Annotated in this window: 16 protein-coding genes; 7 read left to right on the top strand and 9 right to left on the bottom strand. The window is 60.7% G+C overall.

The window, feature by feature from the left end:
* Positions 1 to 111: 111 nt before the first annotated feature.
* Positions 112 to 987 (bottom strand): Spy/CpxP family protein refolding chaperone, encoded by an 876-nt coding sequence (locus BLW50_RS20625; protein ID WP_139267697.1) that lies wholly within the window; start codon positions 985 to 987, stop codon positions 112 to 114.
* A 189-nt stretch (positions 988 to 1,176) separates the two neighbouring features.
* On the opposite strand from BLW50_RS20625, the gene BLW50_RS20620 reads away from it, so the two are divergent.
* The gene (locus BLW50_RS20620) at positions 1,177 to 2,295 is read left to right on the top strand and encodes a glycosyltransferase (protein ID WP_210186109.1); all 1,119 of its coding nucleotides are present in this window, start codon (positions 1,177 to 1,179) and stop codon (positions 2,293 to 2,295) included.
* A 147-nt stretch (positions 2,296 to 2,442) separates the two neighbouring features.
* On the opposite strand, the gene BLW50_RS20615 is transcribed toward BLW50_RS20620, so the two are convergent.
* Both BLW50_RS20615 and BLW50_RS20610 read right to left on the bottom strand, forming a co-directional pair.
* Positions 2,443 to 3,156 (bottom strand): YczE/YyaS/YitT family protein, encoded by a 714-nt coding sequence (locus BLW50_RS20615; RefSeq protein ID WP_090706035.1) that lies wholly within the window; start codon positions 3,154 to 3,156, stop codon positions 2,443 to 2,445.
* A 121-nt stretch (positions 3,157 to 3,277) separates the two neighbouring features.
* A complete protein-coding gene (locus BLW50_RS20610; protein WP_090706033.1) occupies positions 3,278 to 5,026 on the bottom strand; it encodes an amidohydrolase family protein in 1,749 nt (582 codons plus the stop codon).
* Positions 5,027 to 5,189: 163 nt separating this feature from the next.
* On the opposite strand from BLW50_RS20610, the gene BLW50_RS20605 reads away from it, so the two are divergent.
* Positions 5,190 to 6,092 carry a LysR family transcriptional regulator gene (locus BLW50_RS20605; RefSeq protein ID WP_090706031.1) on the top strand — a complete coding sequence of 301 codons (903 nt, stop codon included), beginning with the start codon at positions 5,190 to 5,192 and terminating at the stop codon, positions 6,090 to 6,092.
* A gap of 6 nt (positions 6,093 to 6,098) precedes the next feature.
* Here BLW50_RS20605 and BLW50_RS20600 read toward each other — a convergent pair whose 3' ends face one another.
* From BLW50_RS20600 to BLW50_RS20580, 5 genes are all read right to left on the bottom strand, one after another.
* Positions 6,099 to 6,779: a Rossmann-fold NAD(P)-binding domain-containing protein gene (locus tag BLW50_RS20600; RefSeq protein ID WP_090706029.1), complete on the bottom strand. Its 681-nt coding sequence runs from the start codon at positions 6,777 to 6,779 to the stop codon at positions 6,099 to 6,101.
* A gap of 37 nt (positions 6,780 to 6,816) precedes the next feature.
* The gene (gene fabI / locus BLW50_RS20595; RefSeq protein ID WP_170850274.1) at positions 6,817 to 7,629 is read right to left on the bottom strand and encodes an enoyl-ACP reductase FabI; all 813 of its coding nucleotides are present in this window, start codon (positions 7,627 to 7,629) and stop codon (positions 6,817 to 6,819) included.
* A 54-nt stretch (positions 7,630 to 7,683) separates the two neighbouring features.
* Positions 7,684 to 8,907, bottom strand: a complete 1,224-nt coding sequence (gene fabB / locus BLW50_RS20590) for a beta-ketoacyl-ACP synthase I (RefSeq protein WP_090706022.1) — start codon at positions 8,905 to 8,907, stop codon at positions 7,684 to 7,686.
* 138 nt (positions 8,908 to 9,045) lie between these two features.
* Positions 9,046 to 9,570, bottom strand: coding sequence for a 3-hydroxyacyl-[acyl-carrier-protein] dehydratase FabA (gene fabA, locus BLW50_RS20585; protein ID WP_090709453.1), 525 nt, complete (start codon positions 9,568 to 9,570; stop codon positions 9,046 to 9,048).
* A gap of 173 nt (positions 9,571 to 9,743) precedes the next feature.
* Positions 9,744 to 10,235, bottom strand: a complete 492-nt coding sequence (locus tag BLW50_RS20580; RefSeq protein ID WP_090709451.1) for an SH3 domain-containing protein — start codon at positions 10,233 to 10,235, stop codon at positions 9,744 to 9,746.
* A gap of 271 nt (positions 10,236 to 10,506) precedes the next feature.
* Between BLW50_RS20580 and BLW50_RS20575 the strand changes: the two genes are divergently transcribed.
* Together BLW50_RS20575 and BLW50_RS20570 are read left to right on the top strand one after the other, a co-directional pair.
* The gene (locus BLW50_RS20575; RefSeq protein ID WP_090706019.1) at positions 10,507 to 11,502 is read left to right on the top strand and encodes a 2-hydroxyacid dehydrogenase; all 996 of its coding nucleotides are present in this window, start codon (positions 10,507 to 10,509) and stop codon (positions 11,500 to 11,502) included.
* A gap of 152 nt (positions 11,503 to 11,654) precedes the next feature.
* Positions 11,655 to 12,827 carry a class I SAM-dependent methyltransferase gene (locus BLW50_RS20570; protein WP_170850273.1) on the top strand — a complete coding sequence of 391 codons (1,173 nt, stop codon included), beginning with the start codon at positions 11,655 to 11,657 and terminating at the stop codon, positions 12,825 to 12,827.
* Between the two features lie 37 nt (positions 12,828 to 12,864).
* Here the strand turns inward: BLW50_RS20570 and BLW50_RS20565 are convergent, their stop codons facing one another.
* Positions 12,865 to 13,110: a hypothetical protein gene (locus BLW50_RS20565; protein ID WP_090706015.1), complete on the bottom strand. Its 246-nt coding sequence runs from the start codon at positions 13,108 to 13,110 to the stop codon at positions 12,865 to 12,867.
* Positions 13,111 to 13,197: 87 nt separating this feature from the next.
* Here BLW50_RS20565 and BLW50_RS20560 point away from each other — a divergent pair, with 87 nt between their 5' ends.
* From BLW50_RS20560 to BLW50_RS20550, 3 genes are all read left to right on the top strand, one after another.
* Positions 13,198 to 13,989, top strand: a complete 792-nt coding sequence (locus tag BLW50_RS20560) for a C40 family peptidase (RefSeq protein ID WP_090706013.1) — start codon at positions 13,198 to 13,200, stop codon at positions 13,987 to 13,989.
* Positions 13,990 to 14,131: 142 nt separating this feature from the next.
* Complete coding sequence (locus BLW50_RS20555; protein ID WP_090706010.1) at positions 14,132 to 14,560, top strand: Hsp20 family protein; 429 nt, start codon at positions 14,132 to 14,134, stop codon at positions 14,558 to 14,560.
* A gap of 57 nt (positions 14,561 to 14,617) precedes the next feature.
* On the top strand, positions 14,618 to 14,887 hold the full coding sequence (locus BLW50_RS20550; RefSeq protein WP_090706008.1) for a BQ00720 family protein: 270 nt from the start codon (positions 14,618 to 14,620) through the stop codon (positions 14,885 to 14,887).
* Positions 14,888 to 14,912: the final 25 nt, after the last annotated feature.

Genomic DNA, 14,912 nt, shown 5'->3' with positions numbered 1-14,912 from the left:
CCCGCACGCTTCAAATCATCGGCGATAATCCTTGCTGCCAGCTTAAGTCGAACCCTGGGAGCTGAGTGCGCTTTGCTCTCGGCTCCCAGCTCTCGGATCCAGGCGAATAGGTCAGAACCGGTCGCGCCAGTCCTCGATGCCATTGCCGCGGTCGAAGCCGTCGCTGCTGTCTTGTGAGTCTTGCCGCGAGCGCTGGCGATAGCCTTGAAAGTCATTGGAGCCACGGCGATCACCATAGCCACGGCGGTCATCGCGGTCGTCATCGTCGCGGCCACGATAGCCGCCGCGCCGTTGATCCATATCGCGCCAGCGCCGTTCGCCGCGCCCGTCGTATCCACGATCGTTCGGGCCACGACGGTCGTTCTGTTGCATGCCTTGCTGCTGCATGCCTTGGCCCATCATACCTTGGCCAAGACCCCGACCGAGAAAGCGCAACCGGCGCTTCTGATCATCGTTGAGGCTGGAATAGAGCGGCAGGGCCGCTTCGGCGAATTTCTTGACCGCTTCGCCATGTTTCATCTGCGCTTCGCCACGCAGGCGCAGACGTTCCAGCGGATTGGATTGTTGGGCCTGCGCCGGGTCTTGAGATTGGCCCGAGGATTGGCTTTGCGCCTGCCGTTGGGCTTGGAACTGTGCCCGCTGTTCGCCGCGCAGTTTGATCAGGTCGCGCACGGCGGCTTCCACCGGCGGCCACATCTTGTCCTGATCGGGGGTCAGCATCAGGCCGGCGCGGATCGAGGCGAGGCGGGCGTTGAAGAACGCCGTCCGGTCTTCTTCCGAAAATCGCGGACGGTTGCGGCTGTCATCGGGCCGGGCGCCGTCGGGGCCGCCACCCGGCTTGGCCAGATCGCCGGTCGCGGACGGGGGGCCGGGCGGAGGTGATGCCTGTTGCGCGCCGGCATGGACCGCCACCAGCGCGAAGGCGCCGAAGGCCAACGGAAAGACGATCTTTTTGGTGGTGGACGATGCGCGGAGGAAGTGCGGCATGAACCCGTCTCCTTTCAGGGATATGTCGGCGAAGGCTAGATTCGATGGCACATGGCTTCAAATTAAGCTTCGTCCATTTTTATGAACGATCCTCCATCGATCGCGTTCCTTCCGATTCATCGAGTTTCAACGTTTGCCGTCGATGATCAAGGTTCATTGCGCTGCAAAATCTCTCAGCCGGAGCGTTCATTGCCCGCACCTCTACCGATTCGTGAGGCAGACCAGACTCCGCAGTCCGGCGGCATCCGCGCAGGTTTGCCCGAAGAAGCGGCGTTGGCCGAAGCCTTGCGCTTGGCCTTTCCGCATCTCGACACCGCGACGCGTCATTTTGATGGCGCCGCGCGGCGCGGCGAAACAGCAGCCTCCGCCTCACCTTCGCCATCTGTCGCGGTTGTTATTCCCTGCTTCAACGAAGCGGAGACGATTGCCAAGGTTGTCGCCGATTTCCGCGCTGTGCTGCCGCACGCGCGCATCATCGTTTTCGACAATCGCTCGACGGACGCTACGGCCGACGTCGCGCGCGCGGCGGGCGCGGAAGTCATGTTCGAGCCGCAGGCCGGCAAGGGCAATGTCGTGCGCCGCATGTTCGCCGATGTGGATGCCGATGTGTATCTGATGGTCGACGGCGACGGCACTTACGATGCGGGTTCGGCGCCGGCGCTTGTGGCCAAGGTCGTCGACCAACGGATCGACATGGCGGTCGGTGCGCGGGCCAATATCATGGCGGATGCCCATCGCTCCGGTCATGCGGTCGGCAATCGGCTGTTCAATTTCCTCTATTGCTCGTTGTTCGGCGCCGACTATGGCGACATCTTTTCGGGCTATCGCGCGTTCTCGCGCCGTTTCGTGAAAAGTTTTCCGGCGCTGTCGTCAGGCTTTGAGATCGAAACCGAGCTTGCGGTTCACGCCAGTCAGTTGAAATTGCCTTGCGCCGAAATCGCCACGCCCTATGGCGCGCGGCCGGAAGGCTCGGCCTCGAAGCTGCGTTCCGTTCGCGACGGGCTCAAAATCCTGCGCACCTTTGCTTATCTCCTCAAGGAGACGCGGCCGGCGTTTTTCTACGGCCTGTTGGCCGGCGCACTGGCCGTGCTCGCGGTCGTGCTGGCCGTGCCTTTGGCCGAAACCTGGCTTGAGACCGGTCTCGTGCCGCGCTTGCCGACGGCGATTCTCTGCACCGGTTTGATGTTGTTGTCGGGCTTGATGATGACCTGCGGCCTCATCCTCGATTCCCTGGCGCGATCACGCGTCGAACAGAAACGCATCCTCTATCTGGCGATCTCCGGCCTCGCCGGCCGCCGGCGTCTATAGCGTGTCACAGCTCGACTTAGTCGAGTGCCATGAAGACGCGTCCAAATGACAGAATCCAGGTAAATTACCCCAAAACGTGATTTGCTCTGGCTTTGTAACAAAGCAAGGCCTCCGCTTTAATCGGAGGCCTTCGTTTGTGCCCGTGGCTTACTTCGTGACGGGATCGAGTTGGGTTGGTGCCGCGGCGGTTTTCGTGGCCCCGAACCGCTTGAAGAGGAAGAAGTAGAGCCGGATATACTGGCCGACCAGGACGGCATTCACCACCGTGCCCTCGCGGATGAAGGGGATATCGCGAAGGAAGGCAAAACCGATCGCGGCTGAGAGCAGCAGAAGCGTGCAGTCGAAACAGGTTTTGATGTTGCCCCATTTCCAGCCCGTGCGCTTGAACAGCGTGTTGACGAACATGTCGATTGGCATGAGCACGAGATTGGCGCGGATCATCAGGAAAAGGCCGAAGGCGAGCAGCGCATCGGCAAAGGCCAGAAGCGCGAACTTCAGCTGATAGACCTCCGGCTTGATGGCCGCGGTGAGATGCAGATTGAAGTCGAGGAACACCGCCAGCACGAAGGCGGGGATCAGCGACGCGAAGTTCTGCAGCTTGAAGTCTTTCGGCAGCACCAGATAAGTCAGCGCCAGCATGATCAGTTCGAGGATGAAATTATAGGTACCCTGGCTCAGCGGCGTATAGATCAGGGTCATCGTCCGCGTCAGGCTGCTTTGCGGTGAAATGCCGATGCCGGCGCGGATCGCCAGCGCCACGCCGATGGTCAGCACATAAATGCCGACCACATAAACGATCCAGCGCCGCGTCAGGCTACCCGTATCGACAACGCCAGCGTCGGCTTCAGGATTGTGTTCCATTGTCCTCTCCCTCTCTGCCGCGCGGTCAAATCATGTAGATCTGCTGTCGCTACGACATTGCTCCCCAAGAAAATGCGCGTCACGAAAATGCGCGGGCGCGTCAGCGCCCGCGCTGTCGACGTCAATCCATGAACCGGAACCGGTGCAGGGAAATGAACAGGCTGAGCAGTTTGTTGACCACCGGCTCGCCCTCGTTGCGATTGCCCAATGTCTCCAATGCCGTATCGATGGCCGCGGCGCTTGCCGTCAATTCGTCGACGTTCATGTTCGCCATCACGCCATAGATTTCGAGCGGCATCACCGCCTTCGGCGCCTTGTTGTCGGTGACGATGCAGGCGCCGGCATAGCCGTCGACTTCGCCAAGACAATGGCGCATCTCGGCGCTGTCCTGGCCCACCACGACGAAATATGGCTTGGGCGCCGGCCAATAGGTGGCAACCGCGCCGCGCTCCACATAGACGCCCTTGAACAGGCCGTTGACCACATGGCGCTTACCGTTCGCATAGCGTTGGACGACGGAGAGCCGGCTCAGTTTGATGCCTTCGTATTCAGCGATGACTTTGCCGTCCTGCAACGGCACCCAGATTTCCTGGAAGAATTTGGCATGGCCACGGCCATAGACATCGAACAGGATGACCTTGGCGCGCTTGCCGTCTTCGGAAATTTCAAGCGGCACGATCTCGAGCTGCTCCGCCTTCAAATCATCAAGGCCGCGAACGCCGGTCTTGCACATGGCCGAATAATCGATGTCCGCGTTCTTGATCAGCTTGCGGTCTTGCGCGACCAATTCGCCATCCTTGAACACATAAAGCGGGTTGATCTTCGACAGACTGTCGGTGAGCACGATGTCGGCGAAGCGGCCGGGGGTGAGCGAACCAACCCGATCCTCCATGTGGAATGACTTGGCCGTGTTGAGGGTCGCCATCTTGATTGCATGGATCGGATTGATGCCCATCTCCGCGCACAGTGAGATGATCCAGTCCATGTGGCCCATGCGCTGCAAGCGCTCGACCGAGATATTGTCGGTGCACAGCATGAAATTGTCGGTCGGCCATTTGCGGTCGACGATGGCGCGCAGCAGCACTTTGATCACCTCGCTGCTGCCGACGCCGAACTTGATATGCGTTGGAAAGCCGTAGCGGACGCTTTTTTCGATATCATCGGCGTTCCAGACATCATGATTGTTGGAGACGCCGATCGCCGGCAGATAGTTGAGGAGCATGTCGGAAAGGGCGGTCACGCCCCAGTGACCGTTCATGAAGCCGCTTTTTGCACGCACGGCCGCCGCCTTGTGAAAGTCATCCTCATCGCCGGAACTGTAGGTGAAGTGCTCGAATTCGCCGAGGCCGATCACCGGCTCCATTTCGAGCATGGCTTCGGCCACGGCGGCGCTCGTCTTCTTGCCCGGCGCGAAGGCATAGAGCCGGTAGGGCAGTTTGTCGTAATCGCGGAAGAGGTTTCTCGCCGCTTCGACACCTTCTTCGCCCGCCGCGCTGATGAGATCGAGACATTCGGCATAGATCGTGGTCGTGCCGCAGGGCACCATGGCGGCGGCCAGCGCCGTTGGATGGGCGAGCTGGGATTCGAAATGTAGATGCGCGTCGATGAGGCCGGGGATCGCATAGAGCCCCTTGCCGTCGAAGACCTCTTTCACCTTGGTGATGGATTCATCGGGGTTCAGCGCCACGATGCGCTTGTCATAGACAAGGATGGAGCCGCGATAGACGCTCTCGCCGTGAACATCGAGGATGTTCAGATTCTTCAAGAGCAGATCGGCTTCCTTCCGGCCGTTCAGGATCTCGAAAATCGCCCGTACTTTGTCGTATTGGGCCGAGACCTGATTATGTTGGATCGAGACATGCTGGTTCATGTGGGTCCTCCGCGATTGGCCGGCTTTCGTGAGGCTCCCTTTTTCAAGGTTCCCGCCCGCTGCCGCTGTGTTCCGAGATATGAGAGCCGTTGACCGCTTCTGAAAAGCAGTATTTTCTGTGCAGAATGCTCGCTTTTCGAGAGCAGTACGGGAGGGATGGGCCATGCTGCACTCGCGCGTGCTGCGCTATATCGACGAGGTCGCGCGCTGTGGCTCGATCCGCGCTGCTGGCGAGCGGCTGAACGTCGCCTCGTCCGCCATCAACAAGCATGTGCTGCTGCTTGAGGAGGCGATGGGTGAGCCGCTGTTCGAGCGCCTGCCGCGCGGCCTGCGGCCGACCCCGGCGGGCGATGTCCTGATCGCCCACGTGCGCCGCACGATGAAGGAATACAGCCAAGTTGAAGCCGAAATTCGCGACCTCAAGGCGCTGCAAACCGGCGAGGTGATCATCGCCACCATGAACGGTCTTGCCGGCGGCATCGTGCCCAAGGCGGCGGCGCATTTTTGCGCCCGCCATCCGCGCATCAAGATTTCGATCCGTGTCATGTTCAGCCGCGACATCGTCCAGGCGGTGATGGATGGCGAGGCCGATCTGGGGCTGGCCTTCAACCTGCCCGCTTCGCCGCAGCTTGAAACGCTCTGGCGGATGGATACGCGGCTTGGCGCGGTGCTTTCGCCCGAACATCCCCTAACGGGAATGGAGGCTGTGCCGCTCACCGCCTGCCAGCCTTATCCGCTGATCTTCGCCGATCGTTCGATGCTGATCCACGGCATCGTTGCGGATGCCTTCGCGGAGGCCGGGCTCGTCGTTGAGCCGTCATTCCTCACCAATTCGATCGAAGCGATGAAATGCCTCGCCACCGCAGGCGATAGCATCGCTTTCCTCTCGAAGTTCGACATCGCCGAAGAATATCGCAATGGCGTTCTGACTTATCGGCCGATCCGCGACCGCTTCTTCCGCAAGAACGTCCTCTCGCTCGTCCACCGCGAAAAGCGCGGTCGCGGCTTGGCGAGCCTGATGGTCGCCGAAGAACTCATGAGCGCCTTGCGCGCCACCGGAGACTAGAGCTCGTCATCGCGTTAAAGCACGAGACCTCAGCCTCATCGCTTCGTTTTCGAGATAGACGGTGCCGCTCGGGGCCGAACTGTCGATGAATTCAGCTACGAAGGCGCGTCCGATATCGTCTTGTTCAATGACGCCAAAAGGTCCCGGAATAAAACGCCCCAACCAGGCTACGTAGCCGGGGGTGTGCACATTGCCTGCGATAATGCCTGGACGAAAAATCGTCAGGCGTCGGAAGCCTATCTTCTGGATGGTCTCTTCCTTGAGGCCCATGATCCGCGCGTAACGGATCCAGCTTTTCGCGCTGCTTCCGACCGCCGAGAGTAGAGAAAACCGCGTGATGCCGCCTGCATGACAGCCGCGAGCAAATCCGCCCACGACACCAATCTCAAGGGCCTTCAGCTCGTCTTCAGTCCATTTCATGCTGCCTTGGCCGACGCCGACGCAGGAGGCGCCGTAGACAGGATCACCCCGCGCGATCATGCTCCGTGCAATCTTGGTCACCTCGGCTGGAAACTGGCCATCCGCCGTATCCAAGATCATCTGTCGCACGCGGGAATGAGGGCTCGGCGAAGCCGCCCTGCGATTGAGCATCACGACTTCAGCGCAGGACGGCTCGGCCACGAGGGCGCGCAGCACCGCATGTCCGACCTGTCCCGTGCCTCCAATGATCAAGACACGAAATGCCATTTCGGGCCTTTACTGAGGACGCTGCCGCACAGCGGAATTATTCCGCCGCCTGATCCTGGCTGTCGTCGCCGCGCAGATCTTCCGGGCGGGGCATCGAGATAATGTTGTAGCCGGCATCGACGAAATGAATTTCGCCGGTGACGCCGCTCGACAGCGACGAGAGCAGATAGAGCCCGGCGCCGCCGACATCATCGAGCGACAGGCTGCGGCGCAGCGGCGAATGGACGGTCTGATAGTTGAACATCGACCGCGCTTCGCTGATGCCCGAGCCCGCGAGCGTGCGCATCGGGCCGGCGGAGATAGCGTTGACGCGAATGCCCTGCCGGCCGAGGTCGGACGCCAGATAACGCACGCTGGCTTCGAGGCCGGCCTTGGCGATGCCCATGACATTGTAGTTGGGCATCACGCGCGTCGCGCCTTCGAAGGTCAAGGTCAGCAGCGAGCCGCCATTGGTCATGAGCGGCGCCGCGCGCTGGGCGATCTCGGTGAAGGAGAAGCAGGAGATGACCATGGTGCGCGAGAAATTCTCGCGCGTCGTGGCGTCGATATAGCGGCCCTTCAACTCGTTCTTGTCGGAGAAGCCGATGGCATGAACGACGAAGTCGAGCACGCCCCATTTGGCCTTGAGCTTTTCGAACAGCGCGTCGACCGAGGCGATATCCTCGACGTCGCAAGGCTCGATGATGGTCGCGCCAACGCTCTGCGCCAACGGCGTGACGCGGCGGCCGAGCGATTCGCCTTGATAGGTGAACGCCAGTTCAGCGCCCTGGGCGGCAAGCATGCGCGCAATGCCCCAGGCGATGGAGTGGTCGTTGGCGACACCCATGATAAGACCACGTTTGCCCTGCATCAGGTCTGCTGGCATCGTTTTAGTCTTTCTCGTAATGCGGCTGACGTTGGTGCATCAGGCGTCAATGTGTTTGAAAACAAGAGCGGCATTGGTGCCGCCAAATCCGAACGAGTTCGACAAGACCGTGCCGAGTTGCACATTGTCTTGGCGCGTGCGGACGATGGGCATGTCGGCGAAGGCCGGGTCGATTTCTTTGATATTGGCGCTTTCGGCGATGAAACCGTTCTGCATCATCAGAATCGAATAGATCGCTTCCTGTACGCCGGCCGCGCCAAGCGAATGGCCCGAGAGCGATTTCGTCGCGGAAATCGGCGGGCATTTATCGCCCGAACCAAAGACATTGCGCAAGGCCTCGATTTCCTTGAGATCGCCGATCGGCGTCGAGGTCGCGTGCGGGTTGATATAGTGGACTGGCGTTTTCACGGTCGATAGCGCCATGCGCATGCAGCGCTCGGCGCCTTCGCCTGACGGCGCGACCATGTCGTAGCCGTCGGAGCTGAGGCCGTAGCCGACGAGCTCGCAATAGATCTTCGCGCCGCGCGCCTTGGCGTGTTCGTATTCTTCGAGCACCAGAACGCCAGCACCGCCAGCGATGACGAAGCCGTCGCGGTCCTTGTCATAGGCGCGCGAGGCTTCCGCCGGGCGATCGTTGAAGCCAGACGACATGGCGCCCATGGCGTCGAACAGAACGGACAGGCTCCAGTCCAGCTCTTCGCAGCCGCCGGCAAACATCACGTCCTGCTTGCCATATTGGATCATTTCGGCGGCATTGCCGATGCAATGGGCCGACGTGGCGCAGGCCGACGAGATCGAATAGTTGACGCCCTTGATCTTGAACCAGGTGGCGAGCGTCGCCGACGCGGTCGAAGACATGGCCTTGGGCACGGCGAACGGACCGACGCGCTTTGGCCCCTTGGTGCGGGTGGTATCGGCCGCCTCTACGATGGTGCGGGCGGACGGGCCGCCGGACCCCATGATGATGCCGGTGCGCTCGTTGGTGATGTCTTTTTCTTCGAGGCCGGAATCGGCGATCGCCTGATCCATGGCCACATGGTTCCAGGCGCTTCCGGTCGCGTGGAAACGCATGGCGCGTCGATCGACGACCTCTTCAGGCTTCAAGGTCGGCGCGCCATGAACCTGGCAGCGAAAGCCGAGCTCGGCATATTTATCGGCGCGAACGATCCCCGGCCGCGCTTCGCGCAGCGACGTCAGCACCTCTTGTGTATTGTTTCCAATGGAGGAAACGATACCCATCCCGGTGACCACTACCCGTCTCATGCCACTTCTCCGGCCAGACCCATAAAGCCTGGATATTGTTCGAACATAGCGTTTAGCAGTTTGACGAAGTCAAACGTCACAAAGACGCGTCAAACAAAAAACCTGGCAAATGGCGTTTTGATCAAAACGCCATTTGCCCTAAGTCGCGGGTGCGGCGTTGGACTGAAACAGCCCGACGCGCAAATCGCTGGCTTCGTAGATCTTGCGGCCATCGGCTTCGAGCCAGCCGTCGGCGATGCCGAGCACCAGCTTGCCGCGGAAGACGCGCTTGAAGTCGATGCCATAGACGACTTTTTTGACGCTCGGCAGAACCTGGTCGGAGAATTTCACTTCGCCGACCCCCAGCGCCCGGCCGCGGCCCGGCGCACCCAGCCAGCCGAGGTAAAAGCCGACTAGCTGCCACAGGGCATCAAGGCCAAGGCATCCCGGCATCACCGGATCACCTTTGAAATGACAGCCAAAAAACCACAGATCGGGCTTGATGGCGAATTCGGCGCGAATCAGGCCCTTGCCATTGGCGCCGCCGGTTTCAGCGATCTCAGCGATTCGATCGAACATGAGCATCGGCGGCAGCGGCAATTGCGCATTGCCGGGGCCGAACAGTTCGCCGCGCCCGCAGGCCAGAAGGTCCTCATATTCAAAACTGGAGCGGCGTTCGCCCATCATCGCTTCTCTTTCTCGATCACGCATCGACGCCCGGACGGGCAAGCGCGCGCCTTCCTATCACAGGGTGGCCAAGGGTGAAAACCGTCGCCGGTGGACGGGCGACGGCCCAAATGGCCGCAATTCGCTGCTATTTCGGGGTTTTGGCGGGGCGCGTCAATGAGGCCGAGCGATTATTCGACCTTCTCGTCCGGATAAACGCCCCACAGCAGCTTCTGCTGCATGTAGCCGTCGTATCCGACGCCGTAGATGCGGCACCAGCCGCGATCGCACCGTTTCACATTGGCGATGACGCCCGTCTGCAGATTGGCCACCGTGTCGGCGTTGTCGGCTGCCCGGGCAAAGAGCGGCATTTCGGCGCCCTTTTTCCACGGCGAGATGATGGCCGTGCGCCGTCCCGACAGCAGCGAGTGCAGCACCCAGCCTTCCGAGCCCTCCGAGTCGCGGATTTTCCGCCAGGTGTCGAACTCGGCGGTGATTTCGACAGGCAGGCCGGCGCGCTGGAACAGCCAGACCGTGCGGTGTTCCTTCGACGGGCCCTCGCGCAAATTGACGCGATCGGATTTCAGGCTGACATAGCGTGGCAGCGGCAGCCCGGTGACGGAGCCGACCTGTTGGGCGCTGGCGCTGGTGACCAGACTGGTGACGAGAAACGCGGCCGCCATCAGGGGCGCGAACAGCGAAACCTTAACGATACCGGCGGGAGCGATGTTGGTTTTCATTTTGAGGCCGTGTCCGTCAGATCTGCCTGAATTCACGCCGGACGCTCCTTTCCACCTGATGATCCGATAGGCAGGACCATGGGTTGGACATGGTTTCTGCGGCCGGACAATATTGAGCGATTTTCATCTGCACCCGTTACGGTTAAATCTCGGTGAATCGACAATGTCACCTGACATTATGGTTAGGTGGCGGCAGCCTCGGAGAAGCGTATTTATGGCCGGCCGGAAAGCTCTCGTGGTTGTGACGCGGAAACTGCCGGATAGCGTCGAAACGCGCATGCGCGAACTGTTCGACGCACAGCTCAATCTCGGCGAAGGGCCCATGGCGCCAGAGGCTTTTGCCGAAGCGCTGCGCACCGCCGACGTGATCGTGCCGGCCATCACCGACCGCATCGATGCGGCGATGATCGAAGCGGCCGGGCCGCGTTTGAAGCTGATCGCCAACTTCGGCAATGGCGTCGACAATATCGATGTGGTGGCTGCGGCAAAACGCGGCATCACCGTCACCAACACGCCGGGCGTGCTCACCGACGACACGGCCGATATGACCATGGCGCTGATTCTCGCCGTCGCGCGCCGCATTGTCGAAGGCGCCAACATCGTGCCCGCTGGCCAATGGGCCGGCTGGTCGCCGACCTGGATGCTCGGTCATCGCATCAACGGCAAACGGCTCGGCATCGTCGGCATGGGCCGCATCGGCCAGGCCCTGGCCAAGCGGGCGCGCGCCTTCGGCCTGTCGGTGCATTATCACAACCGCCGCCGCGTCGCGCCGGCGCTCGAAGCCTCGCTCGAAGCCACCTGGTGGGATTCGCTGGATCAGATGCTGGCGCGCATGGACATCGTTTCTGTCAATTGTCCGCACACGCCGGCGACCTTTCATCTCCTGTCGGCACGCCGCCTCAAGCTGATGAAGCCGTCCGCCATTCTGGTGAACACGGCGCGTGGCGAGATCATCGACGAGAAAGCGCTGATCGGCATGCTCGAGACCAATGCGCTCGCCGGCGCCGGTCTCGATGTCTTCGAGCATGCGCCGGCGGTGGCGCCAAAGCTCGTGCGTCTGGCGAAAGCCGGCAAAGTAACGCTGCTGCCGCACATGGGCTCGGCCACCTACGAAGGCCGCGTCGAGATGGGCGAGAAGGTCATCATCAACGTGAAGGCGTTTCTCGATGGCCATAAGCCGCCGGATCGGGTGTTGCCGAGCGCGCTGTGACGGATACTGTCTGTTCCATTCCCCATCGTCACCTTTCCACTCGGATGCGAGGAGCGCGCCGAGGTGAAGGTGAGAGTTTGGCATCAAGAACGTAGATCGATTTAGCAAAGGCGCGAACGATGGGTAGGGTGTTACGTTGGATCGGAAACCAAATGTTTCCGTTCCTCAAAGAGGGACTCCTTCCAGAATTGACCGCTTTGGAACAGAAGCAGGAGCAGCGGTTCGCGGAATTGCGCCAGCGCATTGCCACGCTCGACGATCGAGCCTTGGAGTTGGCAACGCAGATAGCGGCAGGTGATCAGCAGGTCGTGCAAACGATTCACAATGCGGTCGAAAGAACGACGACCGATCGCAAACCGAACATCACCCCGTTGGCCATGGTGCTTCAAGAAATCGCCATTCTGCGCTGGAACGTGAAGTTGCTCGGTGCGGCTATGGCCAGGGAGCTTTACGACGCGGCCGCCGCGGGGCCGCTGGCGCCGGTTCCCGCCGAACCCTCACGGGTCGGCCTGTCGAGCAAATTATGCCGACAGGCTGATATCGAGTCCGATTGGATGCGATATTGGTGCGGTCAACTCAGGCTGACTCCGATTTACAGCCGGAAGATTTGGGAGCTTTGCTTTGTCCTCCAGGCGCTTTGGGAAGCGGGCCTGCTGGAGAGCGGGCGATCCGGTCTCGGCTTCGCTGTCGGCGCCGAACCAATCCCGGCGTTTCTCGCTGCGCGTGGCGCTCAGATATTGGCCACGGATCTGGCGCCTGACGATGAACGGTCGGTCGCATGGACGCAGACCAACCAGCATGCGGCCAATCTGGCGCAGCTCTACCGCGCGGAATTTCTAGATCAAACGGAGTTCGATCGGCTGTGTCGTTTCCGCTCCGTCGATATGAACCAGATTCCGGCCGACCTCGACGGACAGTTCGATTTTTGCTGGTCGATGTGCTCGTTCGAACATGTGGGATCGATCGAGCTCGGCCTGCAGTTCGTTGCCAATTCCGTGAAATGTCTGAAGCCAGGCGGCCTCGCGGTTCATACAACGGAATATAGCTTCGAGGCGGGCGATGAAACGATCGACAATTGGCCGACCGTCTTGTTTCAAGAGCGTCACATCGCGGAACTCGACAAACGGCTCCGTAAAGACGGTCACGAACTTGTCGCGGTGGATTACAATCCCGGCGACAGAATCCTTGATAGCTTCATCGACGGTCCGCCTTACGCCTTCAATCCCAGACCAACTCTCACCTTTCCCGAAACGCCGCACATCCGGCTTTCCATCGGTGGCTTCGCCTGCACGTCGATCGGGCTGATCATTCGCGCTGCCCGTTGATCGCTCAGGGATCAGCCGCCGAGGGGCTTTCTTTCACTCACTCCCGCCGCGCCAGCCGAATCGCTTCGGCGATCTTCGCCTTGTCGCCGACAAGTTGGGCGAGGATCACCGCGAGCCTGACGAGAAACAGCACTTGCCGCTCCGGCGGCACGGTTTCGATCGCCACGGCGATGGTGGTCGTGAACTCATCTGCTTCTTGTGCCGAAATCACCTTCCTGACCACCGGTTCCTCCTTGATCGCACCCCCGTAGGACGAGGGATGGCGCTGGGCGGCTTCGCTCACTAATTATACGGCAGCTCACTATGCTTCGGCCGCCCGGCCGGCGCAAAGCGCGGACCCAACAACGCGGCACAGGATCAGGACGGAAACATGCTCGAGAAGATCGGGCGATGGATTGCCAGCTATCTCACCCAACCGGCGAAAGGTTTCATGCCGCTGACCACCGGCAATCCCGACGCCTTTGTCCGCACGCTGCGGCCCGGCGACGTGGTGCTGATCGAGGGCAATACGCGCGTCGCCACGGCGATCAAATATCTGACCCAGTCGACCTGGTCGCATGCCTGCCTCTATGTCGGCCCGATCCCGGGCCGCACCGAGGCCGACGGCGAACCCCATGCGATGATCGAAGCCGATATGGACCTGGGCGTCATCTCGATCCCGGTGTCGAAATATGCCGGCGCCCACACCCGGATCTGCCGGCCGGTCGGCGTCAGCATGAGCGATGTGGAGCGCGTCTGCGAATTCGGCCGCTCACGCATCGGTTACGCTTACGATCTCAGCAATTTCATCGATTTGTTTCGATATTTCATGCCCATGCCGCCGGTGCCGACCCGGCTGCGGCGCCGCCTTCTGGCCTTCGGGGCCGGTTCGCCGACCCGGGCCATTTGTTCGACCTTGATCGCCGAGGCCTATTATTCGATCGGTTATCCGATCCTGCCGGCGATCGGGGCGGCCGAGGCGGCGGCTGCCGCCGCTGGCGAGGATTCGCCTAAGGCCGAACGCAATCGTGAAATCCTGCATATCCAGAACCGTTCCCTGTTCACCCCCAGGGATTTCGATATTTCCCCTTATTTCGCAGTGATTAAGCCGACACTCGAGACAGGATTCGATTTTCACCGATTTATTCTGGAGGAAGAAGCGCCGCGCTGGATTTCATCTTGATCGGGGCGAAACCATGCCCATATTGGTCTGGTGATCCCGGTGGGGTCGCAGGCAAGAGTACAGCCAAGAATACAGCTAAGAATACTGGGATGCCGAAAGGGTCCCCGACGAGGCGCCAGCAGGGCTTCAGGAAATTAAGACGATGTCCAGGTTACCCACATTGAATTCCCCCTTCCTGCTCGGCTTCGATGACATCGAGCGGGCGCTCGATCGGGTGTCGAGAACCGCCGCTGACGGTTATCCGCCCTACAATATCGAGCGCCTCGCCAAGAGCGATAATTATCCTGAACGGCTACGGATCACTTTGGCCGTTGCGGGGTTTACCCAAGACCAGCTGGAAGTGACGCTGGAAGAGCAGCAGCTCGTCATTCGCGGCAGGCAGACCGAAGACAAGGAACGGGTCTACCTGCATCGCGGCATCGCCGCCCGCCAGTTCCAACGTGCCTTTCTGCTTGCGGAAGGCATGCAGGTCTTGGGAGCGGATTTGAAGAACGGTCTTTTGTCCGTTGATCTCGCCCGGCCACAACCGGAACGGATCGTGCAGAAGATCAACATTGCGGCGCGGGATTGAATGTCAGCGCCAAAGCGGGGCGGGCCCAAACGGGACGCCAGAGTAAGGAGCGTAAAAATGACCGAACATGACATGAACACCATTGCGAACGTGTCGTTGACGCCGGAACAATTCGCCCATCTCGGCGGCGGCATGATTGCTTATGTGCGCCCGATCAAGTCGGAAGATGCGCAACGTCTATTTCCACAGATCGGCGAGATTCAGCCGGGCCTCAATCTTTTCGCCCTGCTCTCCGCCGATGGCACGCCGATCATCCTGACCGATTCGAAGGATGCGGCGATCGCCAACGCCTGGGAGCATTCGCTGCAGACGGTGAGTCTGCACTAAGCGAACATGCGCTTAGGCTGAACGT

This window comes from Beijerinckia sp. 28-YEA-48, assembly GCF_900104955.1.
Classification (GTDB): Bacteria; Pseudomonadota; Alphaproteobacteria; order Rhizobiales; family Beijerinckiaceae; genus Terripilifer.
Note: the sequence above shows the minus strand (reverse complement) of the source record. Positions and strands in the feature narration are given on the sequence as shown.